The organism is Pseudolysinimonas sp. (genome assembly GCF_051954455.1).
Classification (GTDB): Bacteria; Actinomycetota; Actinomycetes; order Actinomycetales; family Microbacteriaceae; genus Pseudolysinimonas.
Genome location: NZ_JBQCHS010000012.1, coordinates 157,720 through 175,670 on the forward strand (window position 1 = coordinate 157,720; position 17,951 = coordinate 175,670).

The 17,951-nt window shown below is 73.1% G+C and carries 21 protein-coding genes and 1 pseudogene; 9 read left to right on the forward strand and 13 right to left on the reverse strand.

Features of this window, described 5'->3' with window-relative positions; all coding sequences use genetic code 11:
* Positions 1-114: 114 nt before the first annotated feature.
* Positions 115-1,668 (reverse strand): chaplin family protein, encoded by a 1,554-nt coding sequence (locus tag ACTHM3_RS04730; RefSeq protein ID WP_440404940.1) that lies wholly within the window; start codon positions 1,666-1,668, stop codon positions 115-117.
* A gap of 117 nt (positions 1,669-1,785) precedes the next feature.
* Positions 1,786-2,682 (reverse strand): hypothetical protein, encoded by an 897-nt coding sequence (locus ACTHM3_RS04735; RefSeq protein ID WP_440404941.1) that lies wholly within the window; start codon positions 2,680-2,682, stop codon positions 1,786-1,788.
* Positions 2,683-2,828: 146 nt separating this feature from the next.
* On the opposite strand from ACTHM3_RS04735, the gene ACTHM3_RS04740 reads away from it, so the two are divergent.
* Positions 2,829-4,193: a glucose-6-phosphate dehydrogenase gene (locus ACTHM3_RS04740; RefSeq protein ID WP_440404942.1), complete on the forward strand. Its 1,365-nt coding sequence runs from the start codon at positions 2,829-2,831 to the stop codon at positions 4,191-4,193.
* 16 nt (positions 4,194-4,209) lie between these two features.
* Here the strand turns inward: ACTHM3_RS04740 and ACTHM3_RS04745 are convergent, their stop codons facing one another.
* Genes ACTHM3_RS04745 through ACTHM3_RS04760 form a run of 4 tightly spaced genes read right to left on the reverse strand, consistent with a single transcriptional unit; the run spans position 4,210 to position 6,275 of the window.
* Complete coding sequence (locus ACTHM3_RS04745) at positions 4,210-4,650, reverse strand: YdeI/OmpD-associated family protein (RefSeq protein WP_440404943.1); 441 nt, start codon at positions 4,648-4,650, stop codon at positions 4,210-4,212.
* A gap of 4 nt (positions 4,651-4,654) precedes the next feature.
* Positions 4,655-5,458 carry an alpha/beta fold hydrolase gene (locus ACTHM3_RS04750; protein WP_440404944.1) on the reverse strand — a complete coding sequence of 268 codons (804 nt, stop codon included), beginning with the start codon at positions 5,456-5,458 and terminating at the stop codon, positions 4,655-4,657.
* A complete protein-coding gene (locus tag ACTHM3_RS04755) occupies positions 5,458-5,922 on the reverse strand; it encodes an SRPBCC family protein (RefSeq protein ID WP_440404945.1) in 465 nt (154 codons plus the stop codon). Before ACTHM3_RS04755 ends, ACTHM3_RS04750 begins: the two co-directional genes overlap by 1 nt.
* On the reverse strand, positions 5,919-6,275 hold the full coding sequence (locus ACTHM3_RS04760) for an ArsR/SmtB family transcription factor (RefSeq protein ID WP_440404946.1): 357 nt from the start codon (positions 6,273-6,275) through the stop codon (positions 5,919-5,921). The genes ACTHM3_RS04755 and ACTHM3_RS04760 overlap by 4 nt, the downstream gene beginning before the upstream one ends.
* A gap of 96 nt (positions 6,276-6,371) precedes the next feature.
* On the opposite strand from ACTHM3_RS04760, the gene ACTHM3_RS04765 reads away from it, so the two are divergent.
* Complete coding sequence (locus ACTHM3_RS04765) at positions 6,372-6,545, forward strand: hypothetical protein (protein ID WP_440404947.1); 174 nt, start codon at positions 6,372-6,374, stop codon at positions 6,543-6,545.
* A gap of 58 nt (positions 6,546-6,603) precedes the next feature.
* Positions 6,604-7,059, forward strand: a complete 456-nt coding sequence (locus tag ACTHM3_RS04770; RefSeq protein ID WP_440404948.1) for an SRPBCC family protein — start codon at positions 6,604-6,606, stop codon at positions 7,057-7,059.
* Between the two features lie 3 nt (positions 7,060-7,062).
* Here the strand turns inward: ACTHM3_RS04770 and ACTHM3_RS04775 are convergent, their stop codons facing one another.
* Both ACTHM3_RS04775 and ACTHM3_RS04780 read right to left on the reverse strand, forming a co-directional pair.
* Complete coding sequence (locus tag ACTHM3_RS04775; protein WP_440404949.1) at positions 7,063-7,554, reverse strand: FBP domain-containing protein; 492 nt, start codon at positions 7,552-7,554, stop codon at positions 7,063-7,065.
* 42 nt (positions 7,555-7,596) lie between these two features.
* Positions 7,597-7,809 (reverse strand): DUF2945 domain-containing protein, encoded by a 213-nt coding sequence (locus tag ACTHM3_RS04780; protein WP_440404950.1) that lies wholly within the window; start codon positions 7,807-7,809, stop codon positions 7,597-7,599.
* A gap of 107 nt (positions 7,810-7,916) precedes the next feature.
* Between ACTHM3_RS04780 and ACTHM3_RS04785 the strand changes: the two genes are divergently transcribed.
* Positions 7,917-8,759, forward strand: a complete 843-nt coding sequence (locus tag ACTHM3_RS04785; RefSeq protein WP_440404951.1) for an SDR family oxidoreductase — start codon at positions 7,917-7,919, stop codon at positions 8,757-8,759.
* Positions 8,760-8,786: 27 nt separating this feature from the next.
* Here the strand turns inward: ACTHM3_RS04785 and ACTHM3_RS04790 are convergent, their stop codons facing one another.
* Positions 8,787-9,434, reverse strand: a complete 648-nt coding sequence (locus tag ACTHM3_RS04790; protein ID WP_440404952.1) for a TetR/AcrR family transcriptional regulator — start codon at positions 9,432-9,434, stop codon at positions 8,787-8,789.
* Between the two features lie 35 nt (positions 9,435-9,469).
* Here ACTHM3_RS04790 and ACTHM3_RS04795 point away from each other — a divergent pair, with 35 nt between their 5' ends.
* The 5 genes from ACTHM3_RS04795 to ACTHM3_RS04815 are packed head-to-tail and all read left to right on the forward strand — an operon-like array spanning position 9,470 to position 13,861.
* A complete protein-coding gene (locus ACTHM3_RS04795; RefSeq protein ID WP_440404953.1) occupies positions 9,470-9,844 on the forward strand; it encodes a VOC family protein in 375 nt (124 codons plus the stop codon).
* 19 nt (positions 9,845-9,863) lie between these two features.
* Positions 9,864-11,378 (forward strand): class I SAM-dependent methyltransferase, encoded by a 1,515-nt coding sequence (locus ACTHM3_RS04800; protein WP_440404954.1) that lies wholly within the window; start codon positions 9,864-9,866, stop codon positions 11,376-11,378.
* A gap of 53 nt (positions 11,379-11,431) precedes the next feature.
* A complete protein-coding gene (locus ACTHM3_RS04805; protein ID WP_440404955.1) occupies positions 11,432-12,985 on the forward strand; it encodes an MFS transporter in 1,554 nt (517 codons plus the stop codon).
* Positions 12,986-13,026: 41 nt separating this feature from the next.
* Positions 13,027-13,272, forward strand: a complete 246-nt coding sequence (locus ACTHM3_RS04810; RefSeq protein WP_440404956.1) for a PspC domain-containing protein — start codon at positions 13,027-13,029, stop codon at positions 13,270-13,272.
* Positions 13,273-13,282: 10 nt separating this feature from the next.
* The gene (locus tag ACTHM3_RS04815) at positions 13,283-13,861 is read left to right on the forward strand and encodes a hypothetical protein (protein ID WP_440404957.1); all 579 of its coding nucleotides are present in this window, start codon (positions 13,283-13,285) and stop codon (positions 13,859-13,861) included.
* Here ACTHM3_RS04815 and ACTHM3_RS04820 read toward each other — a convergent pair.
* The 4 genes and pseudogenes from ACTHM3_RS04820 to ACTHM3_RS04835 form a co-directional block, all read right to left on the reverse strand.
* Positions 13,858-15,180, reverse strand: coding sequence for an acyltransferase family protein (locus tag ACTHM3_RS04820; RefSeq protein WP_440404958.1), 1,323 nt, complete (start codon positions 15,178-15,180; stop codon positions 13,858-13,860). The two genes, ACTHM3_RS04815 and ACTHM3_RS04820, sit on opposite strands and share 4 nt — an antisense overlap.
* Before the next feature lie 25 nt (positions 15,181-15,205).
* Positions 15,206-15,415 (reverse strand): hypothetical protein, encoded by a 210-nt coding sequence (locus tag ACTHM3_RS04825; protein ID WP_440404959.1) that lies wholly within the window; start codon positions 15,413-15,415, stop codon positions 15,206-15,208.
* A 53-nt stretch (positions 15,416-15,468) separates the two neighbouring features.
* Positions 15,469-17,172, reverse strand: a complete 1,704-nt coding sequence (gene treZ, locus ACTHM3_RS04830) for a malto-oligosyltrehalose trehalohydrolase (RefSeq protein ID WP_440404960.1) — start codon at positions 17,170-17,172, stop codon at positions 15,469-15,471.
* Positions 17,169-17,951: pseudogene (locus tag ACTHM3_RS04835) on the reverse strand (malto-oligosyltrehalose synthase); the annotation flags it as partial. The gene treZ and the pseudogene ACTHM3_RS04835, both read right to left, overlap by 4 nt.

Here is a 17,951-nt window from a genome sequence, read left to right on the forward strand (position 1 = left end):
GACGGCGACGGCGGGCATGCGGCGAGCGTAGCCGGAGGGAGCCTCGCGACGCTATCCGAGCAGAACTCGGCTCGGGGCCGACGACCTGACGGCCGTCGGCCCCGAGCGTCCGGGTCAGCCGCGCAGAAGGCGCGACCGCACGGACCGCGAGATCGCGATCGCCGCGCCCGAGAGGAGCGCGAGCAGCGCGAGGGCGAGCGCGGGCATCGCGTCCACCCCGGTGTGCGCCAGCACCGACTGCGACAGCGCCGCCGTCATCGCCTGCCCCGGGACCGACGGGGTCGTCGGCGCAGCCGGGGTGACCGGCGTCACCGGAGTCACCGGAGTGACCGGCGTCGTCGGCTCCGTCGGGGTCGTGCCCGTCGTGGAGCCGGTCGTCGTCGTGTCGCCGAGGACCGAGCCGGCGTTGCCCGAGATGACGATCGGGACGTCGAGCACGGGCGCGATCTGCGTGCCGCCGAGGAGGCCGCCGTTGCCGCTGGTGATCGGACCGGAGCCGCTCGTGCCGGTGCCCGCGCCGCCCGTGGTCGACGACGTGCTGGTCGCGTCACCCACGCCCGAGATCGCATTGCCCGCGACCGTCACCGGCACCGAGGCGCCACCGACGACCTGGGTGCCGCTCGCCGTGCCGTCGGAGCCGGACGTGGCCGGAGCACCGCCGGAACCCGGCGTCGCGCCCGATCCCGACGAACCCGCGGAGCCGGCCGTCGATCCCGTGCTCGAGGAGTCCCCGACGACGGAGATCGCGTTGCCGCCCGCGGTGACCGGCGCCACCGCGTCGACGACCGCCTGGGTGCCGCTCGCGGTGCCGTTCGAGCCCGAGGTGCTCGGCGCGCCGCCGCCGACCGGCAGCATGACGAACGAGCCCGGCGTGCTGTTCGAGTCGGCGCTCGAGGAGTCGCCGATCACCGAGACGGCGTTGCCCGACGCGGTGACCGGGGCCACGGCGCCGAGACCGACCTGCGAGCCGCTCAGCGCGCCGTCCGATCCGGAGGTCGTCGGCGCGGATCCCGACGCCGACCCGGCGCCGGAACCGCTCGCCCCGGCCATCGAGCCGGAGCCGGCCGTCGAGCCGGTGCTCGACGAGTCGCCGAGCACGGAGATCGCGTTGCCGCCGACGGTGACCGGCGCGTGCGCGTCGACCAGCGCCTGGGTCCCGGACCCGGTCGCGTCCTGCCCGGACGTCGAGGCGGTCCCGCCGGAGGGAGCCGCCGACGGGCTCGTCACCGTGGACGACGCCGTGCCGCTCTGCCCGATCACCGAGATCGCGTTGCCGCTCACGGTGACAGGCGCGTCCGCGTGGACGAGCGCCTGGCTGCCGCTTAGCAGCCCGCCGAGGCCCGAGGTGGACGGCGAGACCGACACCGGAGCGACGGGAGCCGCCGGCGCGGGCGCTGCTGGCGCTGCTGGCGCTGCCGGAGCTGCCGGAGCGGGTGCCGATCCCGTGGCGGGCACGGACGACCCGGCACTCGACGAGTCGCCGATGACCGAGATTCCGTTGCCCCCGATCGTGATGGGCAGGTGGATGCCGAGGATGGCCTGGGTCCCCGACCCGGTGCCGTCCTGGCCCGATGTACCGGGGTCGGCGTGCGCGACGCCCGCCCCGAGGAGGACGAGGCCTCCGCTGACGGCGAGGGTGACGAGCCCCCGCGAGATGATCCTGTTCATTTCGTACTGCTCCTTGCCTGATCTCCGGGCGCGCCGAGGCGCCCGTCGTTCCTGATCCGAATGCGCCCGAGGGCGCGGGTGTCCTGAAGCCGCGCGAGAAGGCGCGGCGGACCGGGATCAGTCGGGCGAGACGTCGGCGCCGAAGACGGGCGCCGCAGGCAGGGTCCAGCCGCGACGACGGGCCGTCGTCGCGACGAGCAGGAGGATCGCGAAGGCCGCGATGAGCAGGGCGGCGCCGGTCGCGGATGCCGTCGGCACGCTCACGAGCATCCCGTCGACGGCGCCCGAGGGCGCGGCCGGTCCGGGCATCGGGGGAGCGGCGTCGGGCCGGGCCGTGACTCCCGACGTGTCGGCGTGCGAGGCGGGCGCCGGGAAACCGGCGGCGGCCGCCGAGGCCGGTGCGGCCGGAGCAACGGCTCTTTCGGTAGCCGAGGCGGCCGCGGCCGCGGTCGCGACCGTGACGGCGGATGTCGGCGCCAGCAGATCGACGACGCCGGGCGCGACCGGACGGAGGGTCACGGCCAGCGGACTCGTGAGGCTCTCCACGGGGTGCGGCCCGAGCACGCCCTGCCAGAGAGGCGTGGTGGCGATCGGCACCTGCGCGAGCGCGCCGTCGAGTGCCGCCGGGAGCTCGGAGACGGCGGCCGTGACCGGAGCGAGCGGGGCCCGGGCCACCGGGGCGGTCGGAGCCGGGCGGCTCGGCGTCGCGGCCGGCGGCGGGGCTGCCCGGGTCGGGAGCACGGCGGTCACGGTCGTCGTGACGACGTGGTCCACGGGGGCGACCACCGCGCCCGTCACGCCGGTGAGCGCTCCGGACACCCGGTCGACGAGCGAGGTGCCCGAACTCGTGGCAGCAGGCCGGGACGGGCTGTCGGGGGTGTCGGCGTGGGCCGGACCGCCGAGCGCGACGCTCAGCAGGATGCCGCCGGCGACCGCTCCGAGCGCGATGAGCATCGCGCGCAGCGGCGTCCACGTCCGTCGACCGCCCGGTTCGGCGATCGCCCCCTGATCCACGGTCAGACCACCCCCTGGTCATCCGTCGTTGTGCAGGGCACGATACGCCGGACGGAACGCGAGGTCTACCCCCTCTTGAGTGTCCGTCAGCGCTCTCGGCCGATGCTCAGGGCGGGTCCTGACAGCGCGCGGAGTAGCCTCGCACCATGCCCGGAGCCCCCATCGACACGCTCGTCATCTTCGGGGCGGGAGGCGACCTCACCTCGCGCCTGCTGCTCCCGGGACTGGGGTCGTTCCTCTCGTCGCGGCGTGCCCAGAAGCTGCAGCTGATCGGGGTCGACCGGGACGCGGTCACGGATGCCCGCTGGCGTTCGCGCGTCGCCAAGGCCTTCTCCGGCACCGCTTCGCCGGCCGGCACCGCGGTCGCCGAGAGCGCCCGCTGGCTGCAGGCCGATGCGACGAACCGCGACGACCTGCAACGCGTGCTCGACGCCGCGAGCGGCCGCGTCGCCCTCTACTTCGCGCTGCCGCCTGCGATCACCGAGAAGCTCTGCGAGCAGTTGGCCCGGATGGACCTGCCCGCCGGCATCGTCCTCGCCCTGGAGAAGCCCTTCGGCACCGACCTCGCGTCGGCGCAGGCGCTCAACCGCCTGCTGCAGCGCTTCCTGCCCGAGGAGCAGATCTTCCGCGTCGACCACTTCCTCGGCAAGTCGACGGTGCTCGACCTCATCGGGCTGCGCTTCGCGAACATCATCTTCGAGCCGGTGTTCTCGAACACCAACGTCGAGAAGGTCGAGATCGTCATCGAAGAGGCCCTCGGTCTCGAGGGTCGCGCCGGCTACTACGACAAGGCCGGCGCCCTCGTCGACATGATCCAGAGCCACCTGCTGCAGATCCTGGCGCTCACCGCGATGGAGCCGCCGTCGTCGGTCTCCTCCGAAGACCTGCGCGGCGCCATGGCGGCGGTGCTGCGGGCGACGCGGCCGTGGTTGAAGAACGGCACGGCGAGCCGTCGTGCCCGTTACACCAAGGGCAAGGTCGGGCGGCGCGAGTTCGCGTCGTACGCGTCGGAGGACGGGGTCGACCCGTCGCGCGGCACCGAGACGCTCGCCGAGATGACGGTCGCGATCGACACCTGGCGCTGGGCCGGTGTCCCGTTCACGCTGCGCTCGGGCAAGGCGATCGGGGATGCGCGGCAGGAGATCATCGTCACCTTCCGCGACGTGCCGCACCTGCCGATCGGGTTCAGCGGGCCGTCCCGGCAGGCGCAGATGCGCATCGGCATCAACACCCCCGGACAGCTCTCGCTCGACGTCGTGACGAACGGGCGCGGCGACCCGTTCGACCTCGAGTGGAGCACCATGACCGCCGGGTTCGAGCCGACCGGGATGACGGCCTACGGCGAGGTCCTGGCCGAGCTGCTGGCCGGCGACCCGACGCTCTCGGTGCGCGGCGACATCGCCGAGGACTGCTGGAGGATCGTCACACCGGTGCTCGCGGCGTGGCGCAAGAACGCGGTCCCGCTCGACAGCTATCCGGCGGGCACCGGCGGTCCGAGGACCTGGCGCTGACCGCCGGCTGCCGTCCCTAGCCGCGGAGCGAGTCGAGGATCTTCGCGATGCGTCGCGCGCGGGTCTCCTCCGCCTTCGCCTCGCCGACCTGACGCGCCGCCTCCTTGCGGTTCGTGAACGACAGCTTCTCGAACGCCGCCTTCGCCGCCGGGTCGGCGTCGAGCGCCGCCTGCAGTTCCGCGGGCATCTCGACCTCGCGTGGGGCGTCGTCCGGCTCGATCGTCAGCGTGACCACGTCGCCCGCGGCGAGCCCGGTGTCCGTGCGCTGCTGCGCGTTCACGCCGAACAGGAAGCGGCCGCCCATCGACACGATCGTCGTGCGATACGTGTAGTCGCCGATCGTGACGACGACGGGCACCCGGCGGCCGCGGCCGAACGCGAGCACGACGTCCTCGGGCACGACGAAGCCGGTGTTGTTGCCGCCCTGCGATTCGAGGGTCCAGGTGAAGGTGGGCACGGCCCTATCCTCCGAAGAACGCGGTCAGCCCGGGGAGGAGCGCCGCCGCGCTCACCTGATGGCTCTGGCCGTCGAGCACGCGGTGCTCGGCGCCCGGGATCGCGGCGGCGACCTGCTCCTGGGCGGCGGCCATCCGCACGGGGCTGCGTCCGCCGACGAGCACCAGGGCCGGGACGGCGATCCGCGCGAGCACCGTGGTCGGCACCGCGAAGTCCGCGCCCATCACCCGGGCGTCGTAGCGCAGCGTCGGGGCGGCCTCCCGCATCGAGCGCCACGGCCCGCGCATGAGCCGGAGCATCACGGGGAGGAACCCGGGCCCGCCCACCATCGTGGTCAGGAAGTAGTCGACGGCCTTGCCGCGCTCGTCGCCGTCGAGGAGCCGGTCGAGCGTCTGCAGGTAGTCCTCGCCGGGGCGGCGTCCGACCCACGGCGCCTCGAATCCGGCGACCCTGCGCATCGGCACCCCGGCTGCCGCGGCGCGGAAGGCGAGCGCGGCGCCGGAGGACTGGCCGAACACGAACGCGTCGCCGCCGACCGCCTCGATGATCGCGTGCAGGTCCTCGGCCTCCCGATCGGGGGCGTAGGGCTGCGTGTCGCCCGACTCCCCGCGGCCCCGCCGGTCCCATGCGATGGCGGTGAAGCCCGCGCTCATGACCTTCTGGAGGTCGCGGGCCGGCCCGAACTCCCGCGAGCACAGGGCGCCGTCCGTGAGGATGAGCGCCGGCCCCGCTCCGAGCCGGTCGAACGCGATGCGCGTCCCGTCGGCCGAGGTCGCGAACTCGGTCGTGAGCGCCGCGGTCGCCGCCATCAGGCACCCACCAGCGCATCGATCTTGCCGAACGACAGCTCCCAGCCCTCGGCCGTGCGCTCGCGGAACCCGGGGGCGAACGGCCCCTGCAGCAGGGTCAGCCGGGTGCGCTCGCCGTGGTCGTGGAACCACAGCCGGATCACGATGTCGTCGAGCTCCACGCCCGGGTCGGGGCGCGCGCTCATCCGGATCTCGAGGTAGTCCTCGGGGTCGAACGCCGTGAACGTGCCGATGATGGGGGAGTACTTGCAGTCCTCGTCGACCATGGCCAGCTCCCAGCGGCCGCCGACGCGCGGCTCGACGACCGTCGTCGCGAGGTCGACCTGCACGCCGACCGGACCGAACCACTCGGCCAGCCGCTCCGCCTCGGTGAAGAAGCGCCAGACGACGTGCCGCGGCGCGGCGAATGCGCGCGTGATGAGCACGTCGGTGTCGGCGGCGACGGGGATGTCGGGGACGGTCATGCGGTCTCCTCCTGCTGGTCCGGTTCGGGAGTCGGGTCCTGGTGACGGGCTAGGGCGGCGTCGAAGCGGTCGAAGCGGTCGTTCCAGACGCGCTTGCAGGCGTCCATCCACTCCGTCGCCTCCTCGAGGCCGCCCAGCTCCAGGTGGCTGTAACGCGCGGTCGCGACGCGCGAGCGCGAGATGAGCCCCGCGGACTCCAGCACGCGCAGGTGCTTGGAGATCGCCGGCTGGCTGACGTCGAACGGCTCGGCCAGCTCGGCAACGGTCGCGTCGCCCCCGCGCAGCCGCTGCAGGATCGCGCGGCGGGTGGGGTCGGCGAGCGCGGCGAACACCGGGCTCAGCACGTCGTCCATAACCGTGAAGTTATCATAACCGCTCGGTTATACAACAGGCCGGATCTCCGGGCGGCGCGCGCCGGGCGGCGGCGCGGGCTCCGGTACTGTGGAGCCATGAAGATCCTCGCGTTCGTCGTCGCGTTCGTGCTGTTCCTCGGCGGCATGCTGCTCTTCGGCTTCGCGTTCAGCGCGGTCGAGGCCGCGGCGCCGTGGGTCTTCTTCGGCGGCATCGCCGCCATCTGCGTCTCGCTCGCCATCCCGTTCCACTTCCTCGGCAAGGCCGACTGAACCGCGGGGCCTGCGGCTCCGAATCCCTCCCATGGCTGTTCGCGGATCGGGTGCGACCGTGAGCGCGCTCGCGCCGGCCTCGCCGTCGCAGACGTTCGCGATCATGACGCCCGTCGATCCGTCGGACTTCTACCCGCGATTCCGTGTCATCCCGGCGACCGTCGCGGTGCGCGACCAGACCGGCGACTGGGACGCCGAGGGGCAGAGCCGCCAGCTCGTGCTCTCCGACGGGGGATCGGTCGTCGAAACGCTCAAGTCGGTGCAGAAGCCGTACCGCTTCGTCTACGAGCTGACCGACTTCCGCGGCGTCTTCGGCGTGCTCGTCGATCACGCCCGCGCCGAGTGGCTGTTCGCGGAGGAGGAGCAGCGCACCCGCGTGCGCTGGACTTACACCTTCTTCGCCAAGCCCGGTCGCGGGCTCGTGGTGGCCGGCATCGTCAAGGCGTTCTGGGGCCCCTACATGCGGCACGTGCTGCCCGGGCTCGTCGCCGAGGTCCGGCGCCGCGCGCGCTGAGCGCTACGCCTCCTGCAGCACCCGCGACACGAACGCGTCGAGGCGGGTCTCGAGCCGCTGTGACTTGCGGGCCAGCACCTGGTCGGCGCCGCCGATCTGCTCGAAGTAGCGCGGGGCGATCCTGATGAGCATCGAGCACGACAGGTCGGCGCAGATGTAGGTGCCGACGGAGTCGCCACGGCGTCCCGCTTCGCCGGCGCGCGGCGCCGAGAACAGCGTGACCTGGCCGCCCGGCTGGCCGGTGCTGCAGAGGGAGCAGATCGCGGCTCCAGCGCGGAGCGGCGAGGTGGCGGAGCGCAGCACGAGCCCGACCGGACGGTCGCCGCGCCAGTAGACGAGGTAGCCGCGCTGGGCGGCGGAGGGGTCGCGCCAGCCGAGGTACTCGCGGTCGGACCAGACGACTTCGTGGAGGCCCGGCATCGGCATGCGCTCGATCTCGGCCACGGTCGCGTTGACCATGGACCCGCGGATCTCGGGGATGGTGAGCGGTCGCATCCGTTCCACCCTACGCACGCGGGTGGGCGTGTGCTGCGCGCCTCAGTCCTTGAGCCGTCGCAGCGCCGAGCCCTTGTGGGCCGCCTTCGCGCCCGTCTTCTCCGACTCGACGATGTAGGCGGGCCGGGATGCGGAGGCCGTGAAGTGCTGGCCGTCGAACGTGAAGTCCTTCTCGCGGCTCGCCACGATCCGCCCGCGTGTGCGCCCCTGCGAGGTGCCCCAGCTGACCCGGTCGCCGACCTTCAGATCGCTCATGCGGCGACGGTAGGTGCCGGCCGACCGACTCGCCCACCGCTCGCGGCCGGCTGTCAGGGTCGCCGCCCGTCGCCACAGGCGGAGGCAGCCTCCGGTAGGATGGGGGGATGACGAAGAACTGGTTCATCACCGGGACGAGCCGCGGGTTCGGCCGCGAGTGGACGATCGCCGCCCTCGAGCGCGGCGATCGCGTCGCGGCCACCGCTCGCGACACCTCGGCTCTCGACGACCTCGTGGCGCGCTACGGGGACGCGATCCTCCCCATCACCCTCGATGTGACCGACCGGGCGGCGGATGTCGTCGCCGTTCAGCACGCCGCCGAGGCGTTCGGCCGTCTCGACGTCGTGGTCAACAACGCCGGGTACGGCCACTTCGGCATGATCGAGGAGCTCGCCGAGGACGAGGCCCGCGCTCAGCTCGAGACCAACGTGTTCGGCGCCCTGTGGATCACCCAGGCCGCGCTCCCCATCATGAGGGACCAGGGCAGCGGGCACATCATCCAGGTGTCGTCGATCGGCGGGATCAGCGCCTTCCCCAACATCGGCATCTACAACGCCTCCAAGTGGGCACTGGAGGGGTTCAGCCAGTCGCTCGCCCAGGAGGTCGCCGAATTCGGCATCCACGTCACGCTCGTCGAGCCCGGGGGCTTCGACACCGACTGGGCGGGGCCGTCGGCAAAGCACTCCGCGCCGATCGACGCCTACGACGCCGCCCGCGAGCGCCGAGCCGCCCAGCGCGCGCAGATGAACGCGCTCTCGGGTGACCCCGTCGCCTCGGCGGCGGCGATCCTCGACCTCGTCGACCTCGACGAGCCGCCGCTGCGCACCTTCTTCGGCCTGTCGCCGATCGAGATCGCGCGCGCCGACTACGCGGGCCGGCTCGAGAACTGGGAGCGGTTCCAGTGGCTCGCCGCGAAGGCGAGCGGTCGGGCGGAGTCCGCTTCGTCGTAGCCCTCGGGCGGTCGCACCGGGGCGCGGCTAGATCCCGCGGACCGCCATCTCGACCGCGCGCTGCGCCGCCATGAGCTTGAGCTCCGGCGGCAGGTCCCGCAGGGGTCCCTCGAGGACGAGCATGGCGAGACCGTGCACCGCCGACCAGCAGGCGAACTCGGCTCCCGGTCGGCGATCCTCGGGCAGCGCGCCGGCGGCGACGAGCTCGTCGAGCGCGGTGGCGAGGAGCTCGAACGGCGTCCGGCCGCCGGGACCGGCCTTGGATCGGCCGAACGCCTCCTCCAGCCCCGTGGGCACGGTGAACGCGGCGCGGAAGAGACCCGGCTCGTCGCGGGCGAACCGCAGATAGCCGCGGCCGACGGCCCGGAGGTGCTCGCGAGCGGTCTCGTCGGCGGGCAGCCCGGTGGCGACCGCGTCCCACTCCTGCTCGATCGCGGCCGCCACCTCGCCCGAGGCCGCGTCGCTCACGGCGGTGACGAGCGCGTTGCGGTCGGCGAAGTGGCGGTAGGCAGCATTCGGGGAGACGCCGGCGCGGCGGGTCGCCTCGCGGAGGACGACGGCGTCGGGACCGCCCTCGCGAGCCATCTCGAGCCCCGCGGCGATGAGAGCCTGTCGGAGGTCGCCGTGGCGGTACCCGGCCCGTGGGGGCTGGACCGCCGGATCCTGCTGTGCCATTGTGGACAGCGTACACATCGGTGAGGAGACCACTCATGCGTATCGACGGCGCGTACTCCGGATTCGCGGTCACCGACGTGGCGGCGGCGGCCGAGTTTTACCGCCGTCTCGGCATCGCCGTGACCGAGACCGAGCAGGGCCTCGAGCTGGGCGTGCCGGGCGGCGGACACGTCTTCGTGTACCCGAAGCCCGACCACGAACCCGCCGGCTTCACGGTCTTCTACCTCGTGGTGCCCGACATCGACGCCGCCCTGGACGAGCTCGCCGGCGCGGGTATCCGGGCCGAGCGCTACGACGGGTTCCCGCAGGACGAGCGGGGCGTCCTCCGCGGACGCGACGCCGGCCGCGGGCCGAACATCGCGTGGATCCTCGATCCGTCGCGCAACGTGGTGGCGATCACCGAATCCTGAGGTCCGGGAGGATGGAGGCGTGGACCACGCCCTCATCGCTCGGCTGCGCGCCGACCTGACCGCCGCGCACTATACGGTCGACCGGCTCGAGGCCCTGTGGGGGCCGGAGGCGGAGGCGGCGCTCGAGCGAGGCGATCGGGTTCCGGCACGTCGCGCCCTCGCCGGGCACCGCGCCGACCCGGCCGCGACGCTCGCGACGGCGTTCGTGCTCGGCCTCCCGATCGCGGAGTCCGACCTCGCCGCCGCCCTGCCCTCCCTCGGATCGACCGGCGCGCGCGAGCTCGGGATGGTCGACGCCGCCGGGCGTCCCACCGTCGACCTGCGGCCCTACGCCTTCCTCGACGCGCATGGCGCCGGATCGTGGTGGATCGCGAGCGACCCCGGCGAGCTCGCCACGGGCGGCGCGCTCCGCACCGACCACGTGCTCGGGGTCGGCGGCGCGTCGGCCACGCTCGCCGGCCTGCAGCTCCCGGATCCGGTGGAGGCGACCCTCGACCTCGGCACCGGGTGCGGCATCCAGGCGATGCACGCCGCCCGGCGCTCCCGCCGCGTCGTCGCGACCGACATCTCCGAGCGTGCGCTCGACTACGCCCGGCTCAACGCGGCGCTGAACGGCGTGACGAACATCGAGTTCCGTCTCGGCAGTCTCTACGAGCCGGTCGCCGGGGAGCGGTTCGACCGGATCGTCTCCAACCCGCCGTTCGTCATCACCCCCCGCCGCCCCGACGTGCCCGCCTACGAGTACCGCGACGGCGGGCTCGTCGGGGACGGGATCGTCGAGGCCGTGATCGCGGGCGCACGCGATCACCTGGTCCCCGGGGGCGTCGCGCAGCTGCTCGGCAACTGGGAGCAGCGCCCGGGCCCGTCCGGCCGCCCGAGCGGCGGTCTCGCGCGCGCCACGCGCTGGGCCGACGACGCCGGACTCGAATCCTGGATCGTCGAGCGCGAGACCCAGGATCCCGCCCGCTACGCCGAGACGTGGATCCGCGACGGCGGCACCCGCGCCTCCGACCCCGGTTACGAGGACCTCGTCGCCGCCTGGCTCGACGACTTCGCCGAGCGGCGCGTCACGGCCGTCGGGTTCGGTTACGTGCTCCTGCGGCATCCCGTGGGGTCCGCGCGGCTGCATCGCGCCGAGCGGCTCGACGCCCCGCTCGGATCCGGAGCGGCGGGGCTCGGCGGCCACCTCGCCGCGGCGCTCGCCGCGTTCGACGCCGCCGCTGCGCTCGACGACGAGGCCCTCCTCGCCGCGCGGCTGCGGGTTGCCGCCGACGTGACGGAGGAGCGGAGCCATTGGCCGGGAGCCGCCGATCCGAGCATCATCGTCCTCCGGCAGGGCGGCGGCTTCCGGCGGGAGATCCGAGCGGACACCGGGCTCGCCGCCGTCGTCGGAGCCTGCGACGGCGAGCTGCCCGCGGGCGTCATCGTCGGCGCGGTCGCGCAGCTGCTCGAGGTCGACCCGGCGGCGCTCCGCGCCGAGCTGGTCCCGCAGCTGCGCGAGCTCCTCGTCGGCGGACTGCTGACGTTCGCCTGAGCGCGGGCTGGAAGCCCGGAGCGAGGATTTCCGCGCGGCGTAACGTCCGGGTCATGTCCTCGTCGTCGACGACGGATCCCGCGACGCCGCGCACGATCCGCAGCCTCATCCCCGCCCGACTCGACCGGCTCCCCTGGGCCAAGTTCCACTGGATGGTGGTGGTCGGCCTCGGGGTCTCGTGGATCCTCGACGGGCTCGAGATCCAGATCGTCTCGCAGAACGGCTTCTCGAAGCAGTTCGAGATGACCGGACACAACGCCTGGATGATCGGGGCGACCGGCACCGTCTACCTGATCGGCCAGGTGGTCGGCGCCCTCGTCTTCGGGCGCCTCGCCGACCGGTTGGGTCGGCGGCGGCTGTTCATCCTCACCCTCGCGATCTACCTCGCGGGGTCGGCGCTGGCGGGCCTCGTACCGGGGCCGGATCTCGTGGGGCAGTGGGGCAGCGTCATCATGCTGTGGATCTGCCGCTTCATCGCCGGCGCCGGCATCGGCGGCGAGTACTCCGCGATCAACTCGGCCATCGACGAGCTCATCCCGTCGCACTACCGCGGACACGTGGACATCGCGATCAACGGCACCTACTGGGGCGGCGCGGCCCTCGGGGCGGCGGCCAACTACTTCTTCCTCAACACGGGCATGTTCGGCGACGACTTCGTCGACAGCTGGGGCTGGCGGCTCTCCTTCTTCCTCGGCCCGATCATCGGTCTGGCGATCATCTACCTGCGCCGCCACATCCCGGAGAGCCCGCGCTGGCAGCTGACGCACGGCCACGAGGAGGCCGCCGAGAAGACGATCGCCGAGATCGAGGACGACGTCCGCCGCCAGGGCAAGACGATCGACGACGTCGACGACTCCCGCGCGATCGAGATCTCGCCGCAGGAGCGGGTGCCGTTCCGGATCCTGGCGCGGGTGTTCTTCCGCATGTACCCGAAGCGCACCGTGGTCGGCCTCGTGATGATGGTGACCCAGTCGTTCCTCTACAACGCGATCTTCTTCAGCTACGCGCAGGCGCTCACGAACTTCTACGGGATCAAGGAGACGAGCGTCTACTTCTTCCCGTTCGCGGTCGGCAACCTGCTCGGGCCGCTGCTGCTCGGGCGCCTGTTCGACAGCTGGGGCCGGCGCAAGATGATCCTGCTCACCTACGGCGGCTCCGGGATCGTGCTGGCGGTCAGCGCCGCGCTGTTCCAGGCGAACGCGATGAACGCGGTGACCCAGGTGGGCTTCTGGTGCGTCGCGTTCTTCCTCGCCTCGGCCGGCGCCTCCAGCGCCTACCTGACGGTGTCCGAGACCTTCCCGCTCGAGGTGCGCGGCCAGGCGATCTCCTACTTCTTCTCGATCGCGCAGATCTGCGGCTCGGTCGCGCCACTGCTCTTCGGCATCCTGATCGGCGACGGCAGCAGCCGCGGCCCGATCACGATCGGTTACTTCGCCGGTGCGCTCATCATGATCATCGGCGGCGTCGTCGCGTTCGTCCTCGGGACGGACGCCGAGCGCAAGCAGCTCGAGTCGGTCACCGACCCGATCACGATCATCCACCAGGAGGAGGCGGCGGAGTCGCGCGGCGCCGCGGCGGGGTCGTCCCGCGCCGGATCCGGGGGCTGACCCCCTGGCGCACTCCGACCCGACGGGCGAGCGTGGATCCCATGAACGGAACCACGCTCGCCCGTCCTCGTGAGGGCCGCATCATCGCCGGCGTCTGCGCCGGATTCGCGCGCCGCTTCGGCTGGAACGTCACCGCCGTCCGTCTGCTCGCCGTGCTGTCGTTCGTCCTGCCGGGGTCGCAGCTGCTCGTCTACCTCATCTGCTGGGCGGTGATCCCGTCGGATCCGGTGACCGTCCGGAGCACCCCCCCAGCCGCGCCCCAGGAGTCCACCAGGCCCGCCGCTTAGCGTCGGGGGCATGGGATTCCTCGATCGTCTCTTCGGCAGCACCGCGACCGACAGCCCTCCGGTCCCGACGCGCGGGGCTGTGCCCGAGCGGAGTGAGGACGAGCGCGCGGTCGAGCGCTACCGCTACCTCCTCCGGACCGCGCCGCCCGAGACGATCGAGCAGGTGCACGCGGAGGCGTTCTCCAAGCTCACCGATCAGCAGCGCGCGCTCATCTACGAGGAGCTCAGCAAGGGTGCGGGCACCGGGGAGCGCCCGCTCTCCAGCGAGCCCGCCACCCTCGCCCGCGCCGCGACGCGCGCGGAGATGCGTCAGCCCGGTGCGATGGAGCGCGTCGTCGGCGGAGGTCAGGCCGGTTTCCTGGGAGCCGGGCTCGGCACCACGATCGCCGGGTCGCTGCTCGGCACGGTCGCCGGCTACGTCATCGGCTCCGCGCTCGTCAGCGCGTTCCTTCCGTGGGACGGCGGCTGGGGCGGCGATCAGAGCGCCGACGGCGGGCAGGACGCCGGAAGTGCGGACGCATCCGGAGCCGACGCGTCGGCCGGCATGGGCTTCGACGGGGGCGACTTCGGCGGCGACTTCGGCTTCTAGGACGGCACCGCGGTCCGTGCTGGCCACCGGCCGAGCAGCAGCACGGCGACGCCGAAGCACACCGTCCCGAGGACCGCGAGCGGCAGGCTGAGGAACAGCTCGATCTCGAGGAAGGTCGGCAGGAACGTCAGCACCGCCGCCAGCGCGACGACGCCCGGCGGCGGGGTGGGGCCCAGCTCGCGCGGCGCCTCCCACCGGCCGACCACGAACGACAGCGCGAAGAGCAGCGCCAGCACGACGACGTAGACGAGGATCCGCGACCACCACCACGCCGCCGATCCGGGCGTCGGGCTCGCCCCGGGGATGAGGAGCGCGAGCCCCGCGAGCGCGATGATGATCGGCAGGTGCCAGAGGTAGATCGTCATGAGCCGCGTGCCCGCCAGGAAGACGATCGCCCGGGCACCGCGAGTGCGCATGAGGCGGGAGAGCACGGGCTTCAGGAGCCGTAGCGCGCAGGCCTGCGACAGGCCGAGCGCCACGAGCGGCAGGGTCGGCGGGTTGAGGTTCGTCAGCATGTCGGGCGACCATCCACCCGGCAGCACCATGGCGAAGAGCGTCGCCCAGGATCCGAGGCCGAGGAGCATCAGCTGCCACGGCCGCCGCCGGTCGAACCAGCCGTCGGCGTACCAGAAGCCGAACTGCTGGACCAGCGGCCAGACGAAGAGCATGTTGAGGAGTCCGAACGCGTCGCCGTCGAGGCGCACGTCGACGCCGGCGTACGAGAAGTCGAGCCGTCCGTGCACGAGGTGCCGCACGAGCTCGACCGCGACGACGCCGGCGAACAGGACGGCGAGCGGCGCCCAGCGGTTGCGCTCGTGCCAGGTCGCGAGCGCGGGCACCAGGGCCTGGCACACGGTGTAGGCGGCGATGAACCACAGCGGCGACCCGGCGCCCACCGCGACGCTCTGCACGAGGCCGTGCGGCGCACCGACGAACGTCGCGATGCCCAGCGCCACGACGTAGAACACGAAGAGCGGGAGCGCCGGCTGCGCGAGGCGCAGGACGCGCCCGCGGACGAAGTCGGCGCCCGTGCCGCCGCGGCGTCGGAGGCTCCGCCACGCGGTCATGCCCGCGAAGCCGCCCACGACGAAGAAGAGCGGCATGATCTGCAGCACCCAGGTGACTCCGTCGAACCACCTCTGGTGCTCGAGAGGTCGGCTCACCGTGATGGCGCCGGTCGCCGGATCGACCCCGACCCCGACCTCGAGCAGGTGGATGACGACCACGAGGAGCACGCACACCACGCGGGCGAGATCGAGAGTGAGGTCGCGCTTCGAGAGGTCGAGCGCGGCGCGCGCTGCCGGGGCGGGGAGGCTCACGGGGCCTCACCCTATCGGCGGCACGTCAGTGCGCGAGGAGGCGGTGCACAGCCGTGTCGAGGTCGCGGCTCTGGGCGATCTCGACCGAGGTGTTGTAGACCGGGCCGTACAGGGCGACGAAGCGGTCGCCCGCCTCGACGACGAAGCCGACCACACGGTCGGCCCTCACCACCCGGTGCACACCGGGGAGCGCTTCGACGACATCCGCCGGGATGGCATCGGTGGTGGCGATCATGTGTGTATGATCCGCCGCTTAGCCCGTACCGCGCTAGGGGGTGGCGCTGTGGATCACGTGTGCATCCGGATCACGGCGGCCGAATCCGGCGGCAGCAGGCCGGACTCGACGCCGTCACGGGTCGCGACGAGCAGCTCGCCCCCGTCCGTCTCCCACGGCTCCGCGCCGAGGTTGACGCGCACCTCCAGGTCGCGGATCCGGAGCCGGACCCGCCCGGTCGCGTCATCCGCCCAGCCCTTCAGGTCGCCGAAGGCGGCCGACCCGAAGGCGGGCTCGCGCCGGCGCAGCGCGATCAGCTCGCGGTAGAGGCGGAGGAGGCGGGCGTGCGGCTCCTCGTCGCGCTCCGCCCAGTCGAGGCGCGAGCGCTCGAAGGTACCGGGGTCCTGCGGGTCCGGGACCGAGCCCGCGTCCCATCCCATGCGCGCGAACTCCGCGATCCGGCCCTCCGCGGTCGCGCGCCCGAGATCGGGGTCGCGGTGCGCGGTGAAGAACTGCCACGGGGTCGACGCGCCCCACTCCTCGCCCATGAAGAGCATGGGCGTGAACGGCGAGCAGATCGTGAGCACCGCCGCGATCGCGAGCCGGTCGGGGGAGAGGGTGGCCGTCAGCCGGTCGCCGGTCGCCCGGTTGCCGATCTGATCGTGGTCCTGGCTGAAGGTGACGAGCCGCCAGGGCTCGAGCGTCTCGGGGATCGGCGCCCCGTGCGGCCGTCCGCGGAACGACGAGTACGTCCCGTCGTGGAAGAAGCCCCGGGTGGCGGTCTTCACGAGCGCGTCGAGCGAAGCGAAGTCGGCGTAGTACCCCTCGGTCTCGCCGGTCAGCGCGACGTGGACCGCGTGGTGGTAGTCGTCGCTCCACTGCGCGGTCAGCCCGTCGCCGCCGTCCTCGACCGGCGTGATGAGGCGGGCGTCGTTCATGTCGGACTCGGCGATGAGCGCGATGGGGCGCCGCACGCCGTTCCGCTCGATCCGCTCCGCCTGTCGGCTGAGCGCGGTGAGCAGGTCGTCGCGGCGGTCGTCGGCGAGGGCGTGCACCGCGTCGAGTCGCAGGCCGTCGACGCCGTAGTCCTGCAGCCACATGAGCGCGTTCTCGAGCACGTAGGCGAAGACGGCCGGCTCCTCCAGCGCGACCGTGTCACCCCAGGTGTTGCCGCCCTCCGTCCGGAGGTAGGGGCCGAACCTCGGCAGGTAGTTGCCGGCGGGCCCGAGGTGGTTGTAGACGACGTCCTGGATGACGCCGAGCCCGCGTCGGTGGCACGCGTCGACGAAGCGCCGGTACGCGGCCGGTCCGCCGTAGCTCTCGTCGACGGCGAACCAGGCGACGCCGTCGTAGCCCCAGTTGTGGGAGCCCTCGAAGCCGTTCACTGGGAGCGGCTCCACGAAGTCGACCCCGAGGTCCACCAGCTCGTCGAGGCGCGCGATCGCGGAGTCGGCGGTCCCCTCCGGCGTGAACGTGCCGAGGTGCAGCTCGTAGATCACCGCACCGGCGAGCTCGCGGCCCGCCCAGTCGCCGGCGTCCGCGAACACCGCGGGATCGACGACCGTGCTCGGGCCGTGGATGCCGTCGGCGAGCCGACGCCCGCGCGGGTCGGGCAGCGGGGTCTCGTCGTCGTCGAGCAGGAACCCGTAGCGGTCCCCCGGCGCGAGCTCGACGTCGGCGTGCCACACGTCGCCGTCGCCGCGGCGCATCTCCCGCGCGCCGTTCTCCGTCCACAGCCGGACGCGTTCGGGGCGCGGGGCCCAGACCTCGGGGATCATGTCGTGCTCCTCAGCAGGGCGACGGGGTAGCGGTGGAGGATCGCGGCGACGTGCGTCTCGCCGCCCGGGTGCTCGGCGCCGGTGAACTCGTCGATCAGGGGACCGGCCGGGAGCACGACGCTGGTGGCGTCCCAGCCGCCGGCGCGTCCGAGGCCGAGCGGCAGCCGCGTCGCGAGGGCGATCGCGCCGCCCCGGTCGACCGCGACGAGGTGACGCGCCGCGTCGCCGAGGACGGGCAGCGGCAGGTAGCGCTCGAACAGCTCCGGGGCGTCGCGCCGCAGCCGCAGCGCCCGCGAGGTGACGAGAAGTTTCGCGGCGCCGGTCCCGTCGACCGGCGGCTGCGCGCCGGCATCCAGCTCCGCGAGCAGCGCACGGCGCTCGCCGAAGTCGACCGGCCGGCGGTTGTCGGGGTCGACGAGGGACCGCTCCCACAGCTCGCTGCCCTGGTAGACGTCCGGCACGCCCGGGCCGGTCAGCTGCAGGAGCTTGGCGCCGAGGCCGTTGCTCCAGCCCGCCGGTTGCAGCAGGGCCACGATCGCGGCGAGCTCAGCGGAGGTGTCGGGGTCGTCGAAGCACGCGTCGACGAGGGCGTGCATGCGGCCCTCGAACTCCTCGTCGGGCTCCTGCCAGGTCGTCCGGCGGCCCGCTTCGCGCGACGCCTTCTCGGCGTAGCCGTGCAGCGCCTCGCGCTCCCGCGGCCAGCTGCCGGCGATCGACTCCCAGAGCAGATTCTCGAAGACCGGGTCGCGGGGGGGGTGGGCGGGCAGGCCCCCCGCGCC